Here is a 17,633-nt window from a genome sequence, read left to right on the forward strand (position 1 = left end):
GACTCGAACCCCTGTTACCGCCGTGAAAGGGCGGTGTCCTAGGCCACTAGACGAAGGGGACAAAACCTTCTGTACATCTGATCAGCGCTGAGAACTGATCGATTCAAGGACGGTGTGGCCAGACCTTGAACCTGTAAATTGGTGGAGCTAAACGGGATCGAACCGTTGACCTCTTGCATGCCATGCAAGCGCTCTCCCAGCTGAGCTATAGCCCCTCATCGGTGAGGACGGGGCGAATCTTAATGGCGGTTTGGAAACGTGTCAAATTTATTTTCAACAATTTCCAAAATTTTTTGCCGGGATAACAATCACTTACCAGCGAAACCCCGGAAAACCGGGGTTTCGTCGTTTCAACCGTGTGCTCAGGCGATGGCGCCCAGCAGCTTTTCCCACTCTTTGTTTTCTTTCTTCGATACACCACCAAGCAAATCAAGGGCTTGGCGCAGGCGGAAACGGGTCAGGTCCGGGCCGAGGATTTCCATCGCATCAAGCACCGACACGGAACTGGCCTGCCCGGTGATCGCGGCAAACATCAGCGGCATGGCATCACGCAATTTCAATTCCAGGGACTCCACCACCGCCTGGATCGTGGCGGTGATCACATCCTTCTCCCACTGGCGCAGGCTTTCGAGCTTCCACAGGATCAACTGCATCAGTTGGCGAACCTGGTCGCCCGAGAGTTTCTTGGATTCAAACAGCTTGGCATCCGGGTTCACGCCTCCGGCAAAGAAGAAGTTGGCCAACGGTGCGACCTGGCTGAACGTCTCCACCCTGCCCTGCACCAGCGGCGCGATCTTCATCATGTACTCGGGGTTCAACGCCCACTGCTGCACACGGCTGGCGAACTCTTCCACCGGCAGATCACGCAGCCACTGGCCGTTGAGCCACGACAGCTTCTCGATGTCGAAGATCGGCCCGCCCAGTGACACGCGGGACAGGTCGAAATTATCGACCATTTCCTGCAGCGAGAACTTCTCGCGCTCGTCCGGCATCGACCAGCCCATGCGGCCCAGGTAGTTGAGCATCGCTTCCGGCATGAAGCCCATGCGCTCGTAGAAGGTCACCGAGGTCGGGTTCTTGCGCTTGGACAGCTTGCTCTTGTCCGGGTTACGCAACAGCGGCATGTAGCACAGCTGCGGTTGTTCCCAGCCGAAGTACTCGTAGAGCAGGATCAGCTTCGGCGCCGACGGCAGCCATTCTTCGCCGCGCAATACGTGGGTGATGCCCATCAGGTGGTCATCGACCACGTTTGCCAGGAAGTACGTCGGCAGGCCGTCGGTCTTCATCAGCACCTGCATGTCCATGCGGTCCCACGGGATCTCGACGTCACCGCGCAGCATGTCCGGCACCACGCACACGCCTTCGTTCGGTACCTTCATGCGGATCACGTGAGGCTCGCCAGCGGCCAGGCGACGGGCCACTTCTTCTTTCGACAGCAGCAGCGCGCGGCCATCGTAGCGCGGGGTTTCGCCGCGGGCCTGTTGCTCGGCGCGCATCTGGTCCAGTTCTTCTGCGGTGCAGAAGCACGGGAACGCATGGCCCATGTCGACCAGTTGCTGGGTGTACTGCTTGTAGATATCGCTACGCTCGCTCTGGCGATACGGGCCATGCGGTCCGCCAACGTCCGGACCTTCCGCCCAGGTAATGCCCAGCCAGCGCAAGGCATCGAAAATCTGCTGTTCCGACTCACGGGTGGAGCGCACTTGGTCGGTGTCTTCGATCCGCAGGATGAATTCACCGCCGTGCTGCTTGGCAAAGCAGTAGTTGAACAAGGCGATGTAAGCAGTGCCGACGTGGGGATCCCCAGTAGGCGATGGCGCGATGCGCGTGCGGACGGTGGTCATGGCAGGTCTCGAATGGGCGATAAAACTGAAAATTGAAACAAGGGGCGAATGGTAACAGCCTGGGGGATTTCTGGAAAACCGAGGCGCGGCTATCGGGGGCAAGCCCCCTCCCACAGTCGATATGTGAACACCGTCAAATGTGGGAGGGGGCTTGCCCCCGATGAAACCACCACCAATCAAACGGCCAGCAAGCGCTCGCGCAACTTGCCAATCTCATCCCGCGTCTGCGCCGCCGCCTCGAACTCCAGGTCACGCGCCAGCTGGTACATCTTCTCTTCCAGTTGCCGAATCCGCTTGGTGATCTCACTCGGCGAGCGCAGTTCGTTCTCGTACTTGGCGCTCTCCTCGGCAGCCTTGGCCATGCCCTTGCGCTTCTTGCTGCGCGAGCCTGGCACGGTGGCGCCTTCCATGATGTCGGCGACGTCCTTGAACACGCCCTTGGGCGTGATGCCATTTTCCAGATTGAACGCGATCTGCTTGTCGCGACGGCGCTGGGTCTCGCCAATCGCCCGCTCCATGGAACCGGTGATGCGGTCCGCGTACAGGATCGCCCGGCCATTGAGGTTACGCGCGGCACGGCCGATGGTCTGGATCAGCGAGCGCTCCGAACGCAGGAAGCCCTCCTTGTCCGCATCGAGGATCGCCACCAGCGACACTTCCGGCATGTCCAGGCCTTCGCGCAGCAGGTTGATCCCCACCAGCACATCGAAGGTGCCCAGGCGCAGGTCGCGGATGATTTCCACGCGTTCCACGGTGTCGATGTCCGAGTGCAGGTAGCGCACGCGCACGCCGTGGTCGGCCAGGTAGTCGGTCAAGTCTTCGGACATGCGCTTGGTCAGCGTGGTGACCAGCACCCGCTCATCCAGGGCCACGCGCTTGGTGATTTCCGACAGCAAGTCGTCGACCTGGGTCAACGCCGGGCGGATTTCGATTTCCGGGTCGACCAGGCCGGTCGGCCGCACCAATTGCTCGATCACACGGCCGGCATGCTCGGCCTCATAGTTGCCCGGCGTGGCGGACACAAAAATAGTCTGCGGGCTGATGGCTTCCCACTCATCAAAGCGCATCGGCCGGTTATCCAGCGCCGACGGCAGGCGGAAACCGTATTCCACCAAGGTTTCCTTACGCGACCGATCGCCCTTATACATCGCGCCGACCTGCGGCACGCTGACGTGGGATTCGTCGATCACCAGCAATGCATCCGGCGGCAGGTAATCGTAGAGCGTCGGCGGCGGCGCCCCGGACTCGCGTCCCGACAGGTAGCGCGAGTAGTTTTCGATGCCGTTGCAGTAGCCCAGCTCCAGGATCATCTCCAGGTCGAAACGGGTGCGCTGTTCCAGGCGCTGGGCTTCCACCAGCTTGTTGTTGGAACGCAGGTACTCCAGGCGCTCGGCCAACTCGGTCTTGATGCCTTCGATAGCGCCCATCAGGGTTTCACGCGGGGTCACGTAGTGGCTTTTCGGATAGAACGTGAAGCGCGGCAGCTTGCGGATCACCTCGCCGGTCAACGGATCGAAGGCCGACAGGCTCTCGACTTCATCATCGAACAGCTCGATGCGGATCGCTTCCAGGTCGGATTCGGCCGGGTAGATGTCGATCACATCGCCGCGCACCCGGAAGGTGGCGCGGGCAAAGTCCATGTCGTTGCGCGTGTATTGCAGGCTGGCCAGGCGACGCAACAGTTCGCGCTGGTCGAGTTTGTCGCCGCGGTCGACGTGCAGCACCATCTTCAAATAGGTTTCCGGGCTGCCCAGGCCGTAGATGCACGACACCGTGGTGACGATGATCGCGTCCTTGCGCTCCAGCAGCGCCTTGGTCGCCGACAATCGCATCTGCTCGATGTGGTCGTTGATCGACGCATCCTTCTCGATAAAGGTATCGGAGGACGGCACGTAGGCTTCGGGCTGGTAGTAGTCGTAGTAGGAAACGAAGTACTCCACCGCGTTGTTCGGGAAGAACGCCTTGAACTCACCATAGAGCTGCGCGGCCAGGGTCTTGTTCGGCGCCAGCACCAGGGTAGGACGATTGATCTGCGCGATCACGTTGGCGATGCTGAAGGTCTTGCCCGAACCGGTCACCCCGAGCAGCGTCTGGTGGGCCAGGCCGGCCTCGATGCCTTCGACCATCTGGCGAATGGCTTCCGGCTGATCGCCGGCGGGTTCAAAACGGGTGACGAGTTGGAAATCCGACATAACGTACCTCGTGAAGTCACCCCAGACTCGAAACCGCCAGGGACGAAATAGCTCGGCAACCCGCGAATGATCATCGCAGGTTGCAGGAAAAAACCATGATAGCTGTAGAAGTGGTGCCGAATGTGACGGGTTTCAAGACCATCGTCCTACGTGCCGTGCCGGATCAATGTTGCAATAAGACTAACGGTCAGCAAATAAACCGAAAAACTTGGCCGAAAAGCCATTTCGGCTGTCGCCCTCGACGGTGATGGCCTCTATACTAGCTCCCCGTTTGTGCACCGCTCTAGTGCATTCGGCTGGAGCGCGACACGTCCCTCCTACCCCCCATAGAGCTGCCGCAAAAATGAGCCTGTTCTCCGCTGTCGAAATGGCACCACGCGACCCTATCCTGGGCCTCAACGAAGCATTCAACGCCGATACACGAACCACCAAGGTCAACCTTGGCGTGGGCGTTTACTGCAACGAGGAGGGGAAGATTCCACTCTTGCGTGCCGTTGCCGAAGCGGAAGCCATTCGCGTGGCGCAACACGCCGCCCGTGGCTACCTGCCGATCGATGGCATCGCAGCCTACGATAAGGCTGTGCAAACCCTGCTGTTCGGCGCTGAATCGCCACTGCTCAGCGCTGGTCGCGTCACCACCGTACAAGCGGTCGGCGGCACTGGCGCGCTGAAGCTGGGGGCTGACTTCCTCAAGCAACTGCTGCCCAACGCCGTCGTCGCCATCAGCGACCCGAGCTGGGAAAACCACCGCGCGCTGTTCGAAACCGCCGGCTTCCCGGTGCAGAACTACCGCTACTACGACGCCGCCACCCATGACGTGAACCGCGCCGGCCTGCTCGAAGACCTCAACGCCCTGCCGCCGCAATCCATCGTGGTGCTGCACGCCTGCTGCCACAACCCGACCGGCGTCGACCTGAGCCCGGCCGACTGGCAGAACGTGCTGGACGTGGTCAAGGCCAAGAACCTGGTGCCGTTCCTCGACATGGCCTACCAGGGCTTTGGCGACGGCATCCACGAAGACGCCGCCGCTGTGCGCCTGTTCGCTGAATCGGGCCTGACCTTCTTTGTGTCCAGCTCGTTCTCCAAGTCGTTCTCCCTGTACGGCGAACGCGTGGGCGCACTGTCCATCGTCGGCGAGTCCAAGGAAGAAAGCGCGCGCATCCTGTCCCAGGTCAAGCGTGTGATCCGCACCAACTACTCCAACCCGCCAACCCACGGTGCGGCCATCGTGGCAGCGGTGCTGAACAGCCCTGAGCTGCGCGCCCAGTGGGAAACCGAACTGGCTGAAATGCGCCTGCGCATCCGTGGCATGCGTGAGCAGATGGTCGCCACCCTGGCCAAGGCTGCTCCGGAGCACGACTTCAGCTTCGTCGGCCGCCAGCGCGGGATGTTCTCCTACTCCGGCCTGACCGTTGAGCAAGTTACCCGCCTGCGCAGCGAATTCGGCATCTACGCACTGGATACCGGTCGTATCTGTGTGGCGGCGTTGAACCAGTCGAACATTGATGCAGTCACAAAGGCAATCGTTCAGGTGCTGTAAACCTGTAGCCGTTGCACCAGAAGGGGAAGCCGATGGCTTCCCCTTTTTCGTCTCCAGCCCCTAGACTGAACCTCGACCGCCCCTTTGCTGTGAGTACCTTATGAGAAACGACGACCTGGACCTGCGTGCCGACCGCGACGAGCTGGACCACTTCCCCCCGCGTGCACCGCAAGTAAAGCGCCAGAAGAGCCTGGTACTGCAAGTGGCGCTCGGTGTATTCCTTGGCGGCCTGGCGCTGTGGCTGGTGCAGTTGGGCGCAACTGCAATCATGGCAAAACTGGCCATGGGCACCCTGCAATTCGGCGGCTGATACCAATCACAATCTAGGAAGCAACCAGATCGCGTTCCTCCAACAGCTTTACAAAGCTGTTGAGGCTCTGCGACACCGTCCCGCGCCGCCAGATCAGCCAGGTATTCAAAATCCGGAAGTTGTCCGTCAGCGGCCACACACTCACCGCCGCCGACCCCGGCATGCTCTCGAGCATGCTGCGCGGCATCAGCGCCAGCCCGGCGCCGGCACTGACGCAGGCGAACATGCCGTGGTACGACTCAATCTCGAAGATCTTGCCCGGCACCGCGCCATCCTGTGAGAACCAGCGCTCAAAATGGTGCCGATACGAGCAGTTGGAGCGGAAAGTGTAGATGTTCTCGCCATTCACATCCTGCCCCCGGGTGATCGGCGCGTGATGCAGCGGCGCGATCACTACCATCTCTTCCTCGAATACCGCCACGCCTTCCAAGGTGGCATGCAGCACCGGCCCGTCGACAAACGCCGCCGCCAACCGCCCCGATAACACGCCTTCGATCATCGTGCCCGACGGCCCGGTGCTCAGGTCCAGCTCGACCTTGGTGTGTTTCTGGTTGTACGCCGCGAGCAACGCCGGGATACGCACCGCCGCCGTGCTCTCCAGCGAACCGAGGGCAAACGCACCCTGGGGCTCCTCCCCCGCCACTGTCGCACGGGCCTCCTGCACCAAGTCGAGGATGCGCCGCGCATAGCCGAGGAAGTTCCAGCCCGCCGGCGATAGACGCAAGCGGCTTTTCTCGCGGATAAACAATTGCACGCCCAGGTCCTGCTCCAGTTGCTTGATGCGCGTGGTCAGGTTCGACGGCACGCGGTGAATCAACTGCGCGGCGGCGCTGATGCTGCCTTGCTCGGCAACGGCCTTGAAGATTTCCAGCTGCACCAGGTCCAAGTCATTCTCCAATCGTGAATATATTGCTTAATATTATTCAGTTTCCAGAAAAGATATAGCCCCGTAGGCTGAACCCAACCTCATCATTCAGCAGGACGGTGCCATGAACGCGACTACCCATGCCCTCTCGATCAACCCGGCCAACGGCGAAACGGTCGGCAGCTACCCGTATGAAACCACGCAGCAACTGGATGCCGCCCTTGAGCGCGCCACCCTCGCCTTCCGCACTTGGCGCCGCCAGCCGGTCAGCCAGCGCGCCGAGTTGCTGCTGAGCCTGGCCAGCGCCCTGCGCGAACAAGCCGAAGACATGGCGCAGATGATCACCCTGGAAATGGGCAAACCCATCGCCCAGGCCCGTGCCGAAATCGAAAAATGCGCGCAGCTCAGCGAGTGGTATGCCGCCCATGGCCCGGCCATGCTCGCCCCGGAACCGACGCAGGTGGACAACGGCAGCGCCCAGATCGAATACCGCCCACTGGGTCCGATCTTCGCGGTGATGCCGTGGAACTTCCCGGTGTGGCAAGTGCTGCGCGGCGCCGTGCCGACCATGCTGGCCGGCAACACCTACGTGCTCAAACACGCACCCAACGTGATGGGCAGCGCTTACCTGATCCAGCAGGCGTTCCACACCGCCGGTTTTGCCAAAGGCCTGTTTGAAGTGGTCAACGTGACCAACGACGGCGTCTCCCAAGCCATCGCCGACCCACGCATCGCCGCCGTCACCCTCACCGGCAGCGTGCGCGCCGGGATCGCCATCGGCTCCCAGGCCGGTGCCGCATTGAAAAAATGCGTGCTGGAACTGGGCGGCTCCGACCCGTTCATCGTGCTCAACGACGCCGACCTCGATGCCGCCGTACAAGCCGCCCTGATCGGCCGTTTCCAGAACAGTGGCCAGGTCTGCGCCGCCGCCAAGCGCCTGATCATCGAGGAAGGCGTGGTGCAAGCCTTCACCGCCAAATTCCTCGAAGCCAGCCGCGCCCTGGTGATGGGCGACCCGACTTCAGCCACCACCTACATCGGCCCGATGGCCCGCTTCGACCTGCGCGACGAGCTGCATGGCCAGGTCCAGGCCACCCTGGAAGAAGGTGCGACCCTGCTGCTGGGCGGCCATAAAGTACCCGGCACCGGCAATTACTATGCGCCGACCGTACTGGCCAACGTCACCGACCAGATGACCTCGTTCAAACAGGAACTGTTCGGCCCCGTGGCCTCGATCATCACCGCCCGCGACCCCGACCACGCCGTGGCCCTGGCGAATGACAGCGAGTTCGGCCTTACCGCGAGCATCTTCACCCGCGACCCGGCGAAGGCGCGGGACATCGCCAATCAGCTGGAAACCGGCGGCATCTTCGTCAATGCCTTCAGTGTCTCCGACCCTCGGGTGGCGTTTGGCGGGATCAAGAAAAGCGGGTTCGGCCGCGAGTTGTCGCACTTCGGTGTCCGCGAATTCTGCAACGCGCAGACCGTGTGGCTGGATCGCACATAAATCAGAGCAGCGCCTGACCTGTGGCTCACCACAGGCATGCGGTGGCCTGAAATTGTTTATGCACGAATATGCCGCCGCACACACTGCACCAACCCCTCCAGCGCCTGCGACTTCACTGGCGCGAGCACACAGACCGTGTGTTCGCGCTGGTCCTCCTTCACCGTCAGGGTGTAATGCACCTGGCCCGGGTTACCGGGCGCGGGTTCACTGCTTTGCGGCAGTTGAAAGAAGTCGCACGCCTCGACCAACTGCCGCAACTCCTGCTGGTCCTGCTCGGGCAGGCTGTCCAGCTCAACCGTACGCGGCTTGGCCAGGCCCGGAAAAAAAGCAGGCCCGCCGTTTTCCTTCAGCGAAATTTGCATGGTTGCTCCTCACGTCAGACTGAAATACCGACCGCCTTCCAGCCCTCCTTGACCGCCTTCTGCTCATCCTTGTTCGCGCCGTAGAGGCGACCGGCAACATCGTAGGTAATGCGTGCAAAGCGCAAAAACCCTGAGTTCGGCCGCAACCGCGCATCACGCAACGCGTCGTACCAGATGCGCCCGGCACGTTCCCAGGCAAACCCGCCGATTTTCGTCGCCACCTGGTAAAACGCATGGTTGGGAATACCGGAATTGATATGCACCCCGCCATTGTCCTCGTAGGTCTGCACAAAATCATCCATGTGTCCGGGCTGAGGGTCCTTGCCCAGCAGCTTGTCGTCAAACGCGGTGCCGGGGGCTTTCATCGAGCGCAGCGCGGTGCCTTTGATCTTCTTGGTAAACAGCCCTTTGCCGATCAGCCAATCGGCGTCCTCGGCCTTTTGTTTCAACGAATATTGCTTGATCAACGAACCGAACACGTCCGACAACGACTCGTTCAACGCGCCGGACTGATTGAAATACATCAGCTTGGCCTCATCCTCGGTCACACCGTGGGCCAGCTCATGGCCAATCACGTCGAGGGCGACCGTGAAGCGGTTGAACAGCTCGCCGTCCCCATCCCCGAACACCATCTGGGTCGAGTTCCAGAACGCATTGTTGTAGTTCTGGCCAAAGTGCACGGTAGCGTCCAGGGCCATGCCGGCATCGTCGATGGAGTTGCGGTCGAAGACCTGATCGAAAAAGTCGAAGGTGGCACCCAGCCCATCATAGGCCTCGTCCACCGCCGCGTCGCCACTGACGGGCTGGCCTTCGCCACGGATGAGTTTGCCCGGCAGGCTGTCGCTGCCCTCGGCGCTGTAGATCGAGCGTCGCTTGTCGGCGCCCATGGCCAGCGCCAGGTGCGCCGGGCCCTTGGCGGGCACCGCGACCATGCGCAGCGAGCGGAAGGTGCTGTCCTTGGCGCGGGTACGCAGCGCGACATCCCGTTGCGCTTTGTCACCGTTACGCGCGATCTGGTCGAGCATATAGGGCGGGATCAGGCAGAAAATCGGGTTACGGTAATGGCGATCACACATGGGCTGGCTCCTTGTTGGCGTGTGCTGAACGTCCGGGTGACCGTTTGAGGATAGCCCCCAGGGGTTAGTGCGTATGATCAATTGTCATTAATCTATGTTGCAGTCGTGTTTATCCAAGGAGGACTGACCGATGCCCGCACGTAAAACCAAAATCGACCTCGCCTACCGCCCCCGGCTCGCCGACCTGCGCCCGTTGATCGCGCCGAGCCCCACGCTGCTGGAGGCCAGGGCAGCGACACCCCGCGTCACACCGGCCAAAGACTTGAAGGACCGAAGTGGCTACGCAGAAGACTTTCTCGGCAGCTTCGGGGTGCCCTGGCCCACACTGGAAGAAGCATTGGCGAGCGATGCCCAGAAGCGCCTGGACTACACGCACTTCTCCATAACGATGTCACGCGCCAAGCGCCTCGCGCTGTATGTGGGCGTCAACATCGACGGCGGCCAGCATGTGGACATCATCCGCAGCAACGACACCTGGGCCTACGATGGCCGCCTGCCGGTCGACGCCCAAGTCGGCGAAGCGCTCTACGCCGGCAATGGCCTGGACCGCGGCCACCTGGTGCGCCGCCAGGACCCCAATTGGGGCGACGTGGCGCAAACCGCCAACCTCGACACCTTCCACTTCACCAACTGCTCGCCGCAGATGAGCGGGTTCAACCAGAAGACCTGGCTGGAACTCGAAGACTACATCCTCGACAACACCCAACGCTGGAAAGCCCGGGCCACGGTGTTCAGCGGCCCGGTGTTCGCCGACGACGACCGCATTTACCGGGGCGTGCAGATCCCCAAGGCGTTCTGGAAGGTGGTCGCCTACCTGAGCGATGACGGCAAGCCTTCGGCCAGCGCCTACATGATCGATCAGAGCCGCGAACTGGGCCAATTGGACCTGGTGTTCGGCCAACTGCGCACCTACCAGCGCAGCGTGATCCAGATCGAGCGCCTGACCGGCATCCGCTTCGGCAACCTGGCCGACTACGACGGCTTCAGCAACGAAGAACGCGCCACCGGCACGCGCATCGAAGCGCTGATCCAGGGGCCCGAGGACATTCGTCTCTGACCGGGCACGCCGTGGGCTATGTCGCCCCGCCTTAATCAACTACCATACCGCGCCGGTTCCCAAACGGGACTAATAGGGAATCCGAGGCGCGGTACACCCGCGCCAACCGGAACTGCCCCCGCAACTGTAGATGCCGAGCCTGCTCCTCGATGCCACTGGACCTCGTCCGGGAAGGCTGGAGCCTGGCGACGACGCATCAGTCAGGAGACCTGCCGGCCCAAGCTCAATCACTAACCGGCGGGGTGTCCGGGAAGGACATTCTTGCCTGTCGCTCCCCCGGAGCCCGAGAGTGAATTTCCGAATGGCACGTACGCTTCACTCGGAGATCGCCCCATGCTGCCACGCGTTACCGCCCTGCTCACAGGCGTTGGCTTCTGTGCCCTGGCCCAAGCCGCGCCCACTCACTACCCGCTGACGGTGGAAAACTGCGGCAGCCAGATCACCTTTGCGCAAGCTCCCACCCGCAGCGTGACCATCGGCCAGGCCGCCACCGAGATGCTGTATGCCCTGGGCGTGGCCGATAAAGTGGTCGGCACCTCGCTGTGGTTCAACAGTGTGTTGCCGCAGTACAAGGCACAGAACGATAAAATCGAGCGCCTGGCCAACAACGAACCGAGCTTCGAAGCCGTGATCGCCAAGCGCCCGCAACTGGTGGCCGCCGAGCTGGAATGGGTGGTCGGCGCGCAAGGTGTGGTCGGCACCCGCGAGCAGTTCCATGAACTGAAGATCCCCACCTACCTGCTGCCCTCCGACTGTGAAGGCAAGGACAACCTGGTGGGCGCCGACGGCACACGGCTGGAGCCGTTTCGCATCGAGACCATCTATAAAAGCATCCGCCAACTGGCGCAGATTTTCGACGTGCAGGAGCGCGGCCAGCAGCTGAACGACGAACTCAAGGCGCGCCTGGCCAAATCCGTCGCCACCGTGCAGGGCAAAGGCCTCAAGCAGGCCAGCGCGCTGGTGTGGTTCTCCAGTGCCGAGATGGCCAGCGACCCATACGTGGCCGGCCACAAGGGCATTCCCGAATTCATGCTGCAAACCCTGGGCCTTTCCAACGTGGTGCAGTCCGATGAAGAGTGGCCCGCCGTGGGTTGGGAAACCATCGCCAAGGCCAACCCGACCTTCCTCGTCATCGCGCGCATGGACCGCCGCCGCTACCCGGCCGACGACCATGAAAAGAAACTCGCCTTCCTGCGCAGCGACCCGGTAACGCGCAACATGGACGCGGTGAAAAACAACCGCATCATCATCCTCGACGCCCTGGCGTTGCAGGCCAGCATCCGCATGTTCGACGGCCTTGAACAACTGGCCACGGCCATCGACGGCTACGACCTGCCAAAATGATGCGCGCCCTGCTCGCCCTGGCCCTGCTCCTGCTTGCCGTCCTCGCCGGCGTGGCCATTGGTGAAACCGCCATCTCGCCACAGGTGGTGCTCCAGGTACTCGCCAACAAACTGTGGGGCGCCGGCTACGTGCTCGACCCCATCGATGAAGGCGTGGTGTGGAACTACCGCCTCACCCGCGCCCTGGTCGCCGCCGCCTGCGGTGCCGGGCTGGCCACCTGCGGGGTGATTTTGCAATCGCTGTTGCGCAACCCGCTGGCCGATCCCTACTTGCTGGGCATCAGCGCCGGCGCTTCGACCGGTGCGGTGCTGGTGGCGTTGATGGGTGTGGGCGGCGGCTTGGTGTCGTTGTCGGCGGGCGCGTTTATCGGCGCGATGGCGGCGTTTGCCCTGGTGATCCTGTTGGCGCGGGCCAGCGGTTCGGTCAGTGGCACCGGCCAGATCATCCTCGCCGGTATTGCCGGCTCGCAATTGTTCAATGCGCTCACCGCGTTCCTGATCACCAAGTCGGCCAGCTCCGAACAGGCGCGCGGCATCCTGTTCTGGCTGCTCGGCAATCTAAGCGGCGTGCGTTGGCCCTCGGTGTGGCTGGCGGTGCCGGTGGCGGTCGCCGGCTTGGCCGTGTGCCTGTGGCACCGCCGGGCGCTGGATGCGTTTACCTTTGGCAGCGACTCGGCGGCGTCCCTCGGTATTCCGGTGCGCCGCGTGCAATTTGTGCTGGTGGGCTGCGCGGCGCTGGTGACGGCAGTGATGGTGTCGATTGTCGGCTCTATCGGTTTTGTCGGGCTGGTGATTCCCCATGCCGTGCGCCTGTTGCTTGGCACCGGGCATTCGCGGCTGTTGCCCGCCAGCGCCTTGGGTGGCGCGTTATTCCTGATTGCGGCGGATGTGCTGTCGCGCACGCTGATCAAGGGCCAGGTGATTCCGGTCGGCGTGGTCACCGCGCTGGTCGGTGCACCGGTGTTTGCGCTGATCCTGATCGGCAGGAGGAATGCGCGATGACGGTACTCAGTTGCAGCGGGTTGGGCTTCAAGGTGCGCGAGGCCGAGTTGCTGCGGGATGTTCATCTGGACGTGCAGTTGGGTGAAACCCTGGGGATTGTCGGACCGAATGGATCCGGTAAATCCACCTTGCTCAAGCTGTTGGCCGGGCTACGTGCACCAGCGTCCGGCGAAGTGCTGCTGGGCGGCCAGCGCCTGGGCACGCTGTCCCGCCGCGCCATCGCGCAGCAACTGGCCGTGGTGGAGCAACAGGCCGACACCGACGACGCCATCCGCGTATTCGACGCCGTGGCCCTGGGCCGTACGCCATGGTTGTCGGCGCTGAGCCCGTGGTCCAGCGAGGACGATGCCATCGTGCGCCAGGCCCTGCACGACGTCGACGCCACCCACCTGAGCCACCGCGCCTGGCGCAGCCTCTCGGGCGGTGAACGCCAGCGCGTGCACATCGCCCGCGCCTTGGCGCAACGGCCGCAGATTCTGTTGCTGGATGAGCCGACCAATCACCTGGATATCCAGCATCAGCTGGCGATCTTGAAGGGTGTGCAGGCGCTGCCCGTGACGACCTTGATTGCGCTGCATGACCTTAACCAGGCACTGACCTGTGACCGCCTGGCAGTGTTGGATCGCGGGCGGTTGGTGGCGCTGGGCAAACCGCTGCAAGTGCTGACGCCGCAGCGGTTGCACGAGACATTCGGCGTGCAGGCGCATTACCTGACGGACCCGTTTGATGGGGCGCAGATCCTGCGGCTGCGTTCCGCTTGATACTGGAATAGCGGTTTATCGTGGCGAGCGGGCTTGCCCCGCGTTGGGCTGCGAAGCAGCCCCAATAAGGCCGCTGCATTCCTCCAGGTCGAACCGGGGCGCAGGGTTTCAGGGCTGCTGCGCAGCCCAACGCGGGGCAAGCCCGCTCGCCACAACAGGCCTACAGGGACCGCTGCATATGCGTCGTCCGCCATACCGGGTCTGCTTCCACATCCACCACCTCGAACCCCTGCCGAACCCAGAACTCAATCGCCCCCGGCAAAAATCGGTGGGTATGCAGGTACATCACCTCAACCCCATCCGCCTGCGCCAGCGCTTCCAGTGCGCGGTACAACTGCCTCGCCAGGCCAAAACGACGGAAGGCGGGAAGCACAAACAACCGCACCACTTCCACCGTCTTGCGGCCTTGGTAATTCAACTGCGGGAAACGTCCATCATAGGGTAGGTAGCCAATGGCAGCGACAATCTGCCCCTCAGCGCAAGCGATCAGAAATTGCCCATGGCCCTGCAGATAGACCGCCTCGAAACGCGCCAAGTCTGCCGGCATCCCCTCTGCATTGAGCTTGGGGAAAAGCTCGGAACGAGCTTGCAGCACGAACCTCAATACCTCAGGGATATCCGCCGTCGCGACCGCCTGAATGCTGAGCCTTGGGCTCATACAATGGCTATCTGCGTAATCCCCAACACCTGCGCCTGCTCCAGAATTTCTTCCGGGCTTGCATCCGCAGGGGGCAGGATCAAGCCATTCTCGGCATCGCCGAAATGCAGCTGCAGGAGGTGCAACGCCGCCTCATGTATCGACAACCGGGATTGCTCAAGTTCGAACACGTGGGTGCGGGATTCATCGTTGAACAGGTAGCTGAGGGTGTATTCGCGCATGGAAAAGTCCTGGGAGGTGAAGAAGAGCAGCTGATTAACCTGACTCATCGATCAGTTTTTAAGTTCAATGGATCAGCCTTTACCGTCTTGCCGGCAGCACTCACAGGCGCAACTCGCACACCCCACTGCCCTTTATCCCAGACGTACGCACGCTTACATGGCGGCTTGAATGATCATCTCCCCAGTCGGGCACTGATCCACTGGCGGCTATAAGCAAGCACGCTCCCCCCCATCACCACCGGAAAATGAATAAACCCATGCGCCGCCTCCGGCAACAAATGCGCCTCAGCCCCCGGCCACCGCTCAGCGATCAACAGCGTGTCATCCTTCAACGGGTCCAATTCCCCCACAAACATCAACGCCGGCGGCAGGCCCTCGAAGTCGCCATACAACGGTGACAACGGCGGCTGCCGACGCTCATCATCACTCAACCCCGGGGTCAGCATGCGCAGCGCCTCGACCATGCCCGGGCCGTCCAGCAACAAGGTGTCCGGCCCCGCCGCGCGCACGCTTGGGGTGCCGGTAAGGTCGTAGACGCCGTAATACAACACCGCCCCGCATACGCGCTGGAGCAGTTGCGGCCATTGCTTCAACGCCAGCAATGTCGCCGCCGCCAAGTGCCCGCCGGCCGATTCGCCGACCACCAACACCGGCAGGCCGACAAATTCATCGGCCGTGAGCAACCAACGCGCCGCCGCCAGGCAGTCGTCCATCAGCCCTTGCACCGGCGTGTCGACCGCCAGCCGATAATCCACCGACACCACCGCCACCTCGCAGGCGTTGACCATGCCCAGGTTGAGGTCGTCATCCATCTGCGCATTGCCGATCACCCAACCGCCACCGTGGATATCCAGCAACACGCCCTTGGGCTTGCCGCTCGGCCGCAGGATGCGCACGGGGATAGAGTCGACCAGTTTGCATTCAGCAGCCGGCGCTTTCTTAAGCATTTGGCTGGTGCGCAACAGCGCCTGGATCAGGCGCGGTGTGACGCGATTACGGATTTTGAAGCGCGGCATCCAGGCCAGCTTCTGGTTGAAGCGGCGCATCTCGGCCAGTTCCGGGTCACTGGCGGGCCAGGTTCTGTGGGCCATCAGCGGTTATTCCGCAGGATCGAAAAGTTCAGCGCCGCTGCCACGCACAGCCACGCCAGGTAGGGGAACAGGATCAAGCCGGTGATCAAATCCAGTTGCACCGCCAGTACCACCATGGTCGCCACGGTCAGCCACAGCACCGCAATAATCACCATCCCGGCCAGGATGCGATGGGCGCCGAAGAACACCGGCGTCCACAGGGTGTTCAAGGCGATCTGCGCGGCCCAAAAGGCCAGCACCATTTGGCTGCCCGGAATGAGGCTGAGGCGATAACCGGCCCAGGCCAGTAAGAGATAGATGATCGTCCAGGCCACCGGGAACAGCCAGTTGGGTGGGGTGAAGCTGGGTTTGACCAGGGAGTCGTACCAGGCTCCCGGCTTGAAGATAATGCCGGTACTGGCAGCGGCGGCGCAGGCGAGCAGGAAGATGAAGAAGGTCATGGGCGGTCCTTGGCTGGGTATTTCAACTTTGACGCGTAGCAAGCGGGTAAAAGTTCACTGCGATTCAGGGCATCACGATGTTCAGCCAAGGCCACCGCGCCTGATAACTGCGGGCCTTCTGCACAAACAACGCCCGCTCAGGATGCAGTGGGTTGATGCGCAACACGCCCTGCTCCACATCTTCCAAGCCATAAGGCGCATACACCTCCCCCGTGGCAATCTCCAGGCCGATGCACGTGCCCGCCACCAGGTAACGGTCAATCCCCTGCCTGGCCGTGTGCAACTGCGGGTAAGGCCGGCCAAAGCGCTCGCCGTACCACAGATGCACCCGCGCCTGGTTCTTCACCTCGACGTTGACGCCCAGGTCCTGGAACAAGCGCTCGGCCGCACGGATCACAGCGTCTTCAGCCTCGTAGGGCAGGTCGGTATCGAAGTAGAAAACGTCGTAATCCTTTACGCCATGGGCCGCCGGCAAATTCGACTGATGATTCCACACCGCCTGGAACAGGCAGCCCGCCGTGAGAAAGCACTGGTCCACACCCAGGTCAGGCAGGCGCGCGGTGATTTCGGCGTTGATGGGGTTGGCCATGGCCAGGTTGAGCAAGGTTTCGACAGTCAATGTCATGGGCTCTCCGTTATCCGTGACGCGCTCGAACGGCAGAGGTTACACCACGGTGTGGAGGGTTTCGTGACAGCAGGATTTCTATACACTTTGCCGCGGGCTAAAAACCGGCCCCAATCGTCAAGGATAAAACGATGCGAATCACCACCATGGCCCTCGTTGCCACCAGCAGCCTGTTGCTAACCGCCTGCAGCGAGAGCCCTTCCGACACCGACATTCAAGCCGCCCTGCAACCCCGCCTGGAAGGGGCTTCCTGCATCAGCGCGCCGATGTTCAAAGACTTCCCCGTAACCCTGGGCGACAGCTTCACCCGCAGCGTGTCCAAGGGCAACGCACCGGCCTTCGATGCGCTGGTCGATGCAGGCCTGTTGGTCAAGAGCGACCAGACCTACACCCTCACCGAACCAGGTAAAGCCGCCCACGTGCCCCAGGCCTCCGGGTTCTGCTACGCCCAGGGCTATGAAATCGCCAGGGTCCAGAGCACCGAGGTCAACACTGACCAGATGGGACCGGCCGTGGAAAAATCCTGGCAGGTGACCGTGGACATCCGCCAGAAGCCCGTCGCCCCGTGGGCGAAAAACCCGGCGATTGAGAAACTCACGCGCCACCCGGAAAACCTCTCCGAAGCGCCAAAGACCTACCACGTGACCGTCGGCCGGGTGAAGGGTGAACCAGGGTTGCAGTTGATCGACCCGCGCTTTTCGATCTCACGCGGGATCAGCGTCAGCCAGGGCTTCTGATC

18 protein-coding genes, 1 tRNA gene and 1 riboswitch are annotated in these 17,633 nt (G+C 62.2%); of the genes, 8 read left to right on the forward strand and 11 right to left on the reverse strand.

Annotated elements, in window-relative coordinates:
* Window positions 1–139: 139 nt before the first annotated feature.
* The 3 genes from BFN10_RS13695 to uvrB all read right to left on the reverse strand — a co-directional run bounded on the left by BFN10_RS13695 (window position 140) and on the right by uvrB (window position 4,036).
* A tRNA-Ala gene (locus BFN10_RS13695) sits at window positions 140–215 on the reverse strand.
* Between the two features lie 147 nt (window positions 216–362).
* Window positions 363–1,844 (reverse strand): glutamate--tRNA ligase, encoded by a 1,482-nt coding sequence (gltX, locus tag BFN10_RS13700; RefSeq protein WP_071490113.1) that lies wholly within the window; start codon window positions 1,842–1,844, stop codon window positions 363–365.
* A gap of 176 nt (window positions 1,845–2,020) precedes the next feature.
* A complete protein-coding gene (gene uvrB, locus BFN10_RS13705; RefSeq protein ID WP_071490114.1) occupies window positions 2,021–4,036 on the reverse strand; it encodes an excinuclease ABC subunit UvrB in 2,016 nt (671 codons plus the stop codon).
* 343 nt (window positions 4,037–4,379) lie between these two features.
* Here uvrB and BFN10_RS13710 point away from each other — a divergent pair, with 343 nt between their 5' ends.
* Both BFN10_RS13710 and BFN10_RS13715 read left to right on the forward strand, forming a co-directional pair.
* Complete coding sequence (locus tag BFN10_RS13710; RefSeq protein WP_071490115.1) at window positions 4,380–5,576, forward strand: amino acid aminotransferase; 1,197 nt, start codon at window positions 4,380–4,382, stop codon at window positions 5,574–5,576.
* 100 nt (window positions 5,577–5,676) lie between these two features.
* Window positions 5,677–5,886, forward strand: a complete 210-nt coding sequence (locus BFN10_RS13715; protein ID WP_071490116.1) for a hypothetical protein — start codon at window positions 5,677–5,679, stop codon at window positions 5,884–5,886.
* Window positions 5,887–5,899: 13 nt separating this feature from the next.
* Here BFN10_RS13715 and ptrR read toward each other — a convergent pair whose 3' ends face one another.
* Complete coding sequence (gene ptrR / locus BFN10_RS13720; RefSeq protein WP_071490117.1) at window positions 5,900–6,772, reverse strand: putrescine utilization regulator PtrR; 873 nt, start codon at window positions 6,770–6,772, stop codon at window positions 5,900–5,902.
* A gap of 103 nt (window positions 6,773–6,875) precedes the next feature.
* Here ptrR and BFN10_RS13725 point away from each other — a divergent pair, with 103 nt between their 5' ends.
* Window positions 6,876–8,258, forward strand: coding sequence for an aldehyde dehydrogenase family protein (locus tag BFN10_RS13725; protein ID WP_071490118.1), 1,383 nt, complete (start codon window positions 6,876–6,878; stop codon window positions 8,256–8,258).
* Window positions 8,259–8,314: 56 nt separating this feature from the next.
* Here the strand turns inward: BFN10_RS13725 and BFN10_RS13730 are convergent, their stop codons facing one another.
* Both BFN10_RS13730 and BFN10_RS13735 read right to left on the reverse strand, forming a co-directional pair.
* Window positions 8,315–8,620, reverse strand: coding sequence for a protealysin inhibitor emfourin (locus tag BFN10_RS13730; protein WP_071490119.1), 306 nt, complete (start codon window positions 8,618–8,620; stop codon window positions 8,315–8,317).
* Between the two features lie 14 nt (window positions 8,621–8,634).
* Window positions 8,635–9,696 carry a M4 family metallopeptidase gene (locus BFN10_RS13735; protein ID WP_071490120.1) on the reverse strand — a complete coding sequence of 354 codons (1,062 nt, stop codon included), beginning with the start codon at window positions 9,694–9,696 and terminating at the stop codon, window positions 8,635–8,637.
* A gap of 130 nt (window positions 9,697–9,826) precedes the next feature.
* On the opposite strand from BFN10_RS13735, the gene BFN10_RS13740 reads away from it, so the two are divergent.
* The 4 genes from BFN10_RS13740 to BFN10_RS13755 all read left to right on the forward strand — a co-directional run bounded on the left by BFN10_RS13740 (window position 9,827) and on the right by BFN10_RS13755 (window position 13,859).
* Complete coding sequence (locus tag BFN10_RS13740) at window positions 9,827–10,753, forward strand: DNA/RNA non-specific endonuclease (protein ID WP_071490121.1); 927 nt, start codon at window positions 9,827–9,829, stop codon at window positions 10,751–10,753.
* Between the two features lie 36 nt (window positions 10,754–10,789).
* A riboswitch (cobalamin riboswitch) is annotated at window positions 10,790–10,984 on the forward strand.
* 102 nt (window positions 10,985–11,086) lie between these two features.
* Complete coding sequence (locus tag BFN10_RS13745) at window positions 11,087–12,097, forward strand: ABC transporter substrate-binding protein (protein ID WP_071490122.1); 1,011 nt, start codon at window positions 11,087–11,089, stop codon at window positions 12,095–12,097.
* Window positions 12,094–13,098, forward strand: a complete 1,005-nt coding sequence (locus BFN10_RS13750; protein ID WP_071490123.1) for a FecCD family ABC transporter permease — start codon at window positions 12,094–12,096, stop codon at window positions 13,096–13,098. The genes BFN10_RS13745 and BFN10_RS13750 overlap by 4 nt, the downstream gene beginning before the upstream one ends.
* Complete coding sequence (locus BFN10_RS13755; RefSeq protein WP_071490124.1) at window positions 13,095–13,859, forward strand: ABC transporter ATP-binding protein; 765 nt, start codon at window positions 13,095–13,097, stop codon at window positions 13,857–13,859. The genes BFN10_RS13750 and BFN10_RS13755 overlap by 4 nt, the downstream gene beginning before the upstream one ends.
* A gap of 160 nt (window positions 13,860–14,019) precedes the next feature.
* On the opposite strand, the gene BFN10_RS13760 is transcribed toward BFN10_RS13755, so the two are convergent.
* The 5 genes from BFN10_RS13760 to BFN10_RS13780 all read right to left on the reverse strand — a co-directional run bounded on the left by BFN10_RS13760 (window position 14,020) and on the right by BFN10_RS13780 (window position 16,894).
* Window positions 14,020–14,517, reverse strand: a complete 498-nt coding sequence (locus BFN10_RS13760) for a GNAT family N-acetyltransferase (RefSeq protein WP_071490125.1) — start codon at window positions 14,515–14,517, stop codon at window positions 14,020–14,022.
* Window positions 14,514–14,738: a hypothetical protein gene (locus BFN10_RS13765; protein ID WP_071490201.1), complete on the reverse strand. Its 225-nt coding sequence runs from the start codon at window positions 14,736–14,738 to the stop codon at window positions 14,514–14,516. Before BFN10_RS13765 ends, BFN10_RS13760 begins: the two co-directional genes overlap by 4 nt.
* Before the next feature lie 173 nt (window positions 14,739–14,911).
* Window positions 14,912–15,829 carry an alpha/beta hydrolase fold domain-containing protein gene (locus tag BFN10_RS13770; RefSeq protein WP_071490126.1) on the reverse strand — a complete coding sequence of 306 codons (918 nt, stop codon included), beginning with the start codon at window positions 15,827–15,829 and terminating at the stop codon, window positions 14,912–14,914.
* A complete protein-coding gene (tspO, locus tag BFN10_RS13775) occupies window positions 15,829–16,269 on the reverse strand; it encodes a tryptophan-rich sensory protein TspO (RefSeq protein WP_071490127.1) in 441 nt (146 codons plus the stop codon). The genes BFN10_RS13770 and tspO overlap by 1 nt, the downstream gene beginning before the upstream one ends.
* A gap of 64 nt (window positions 16,270–16,333) precedes the next feature.
* Window positions 16,334–16,894, reverse strand: a complete 561-nt coding sequence (locus tag BFN10_RS13780; RefSeq protein ID WP_071490128.1) for a nucleotidyltransferase family protein — start codon at window positions 16,892–16,894, stop codon at window positions 16,334–16,336.
* A 131-nt stretch (window positions 16,895–17,025) separates the two neighbouring features.
* Here BFN10_RS13780 and BFN10_RS13785 point away from each other — a divergent pair, with 131 nt between their 5' ends.
* Window positions 17,026–17,631 (forward strand): hypothetical protein, encoded by a 606-nt coding sequence (locus BFN10_RS13785; RefSeq protein WP_071490129.1) that lies wholly within the window; start codon window positions 17,026–17,028, stop codon window positions 17,629–17,631.
* Window positions 17,632–17,633 lie beyond the last annotated feature (2 nt).

It is taken from the genome of Pseudomonas extremorientalis, assembly GCF_001870465.1.
Taxonomy (GTDB): Bacteria; Pseudomonadota; Gammaproteobacteria; order Pseudomonadales; family Pseudomonadaceae; genus Aquipseudomonas; species Aquipseudomonas extremorientalis.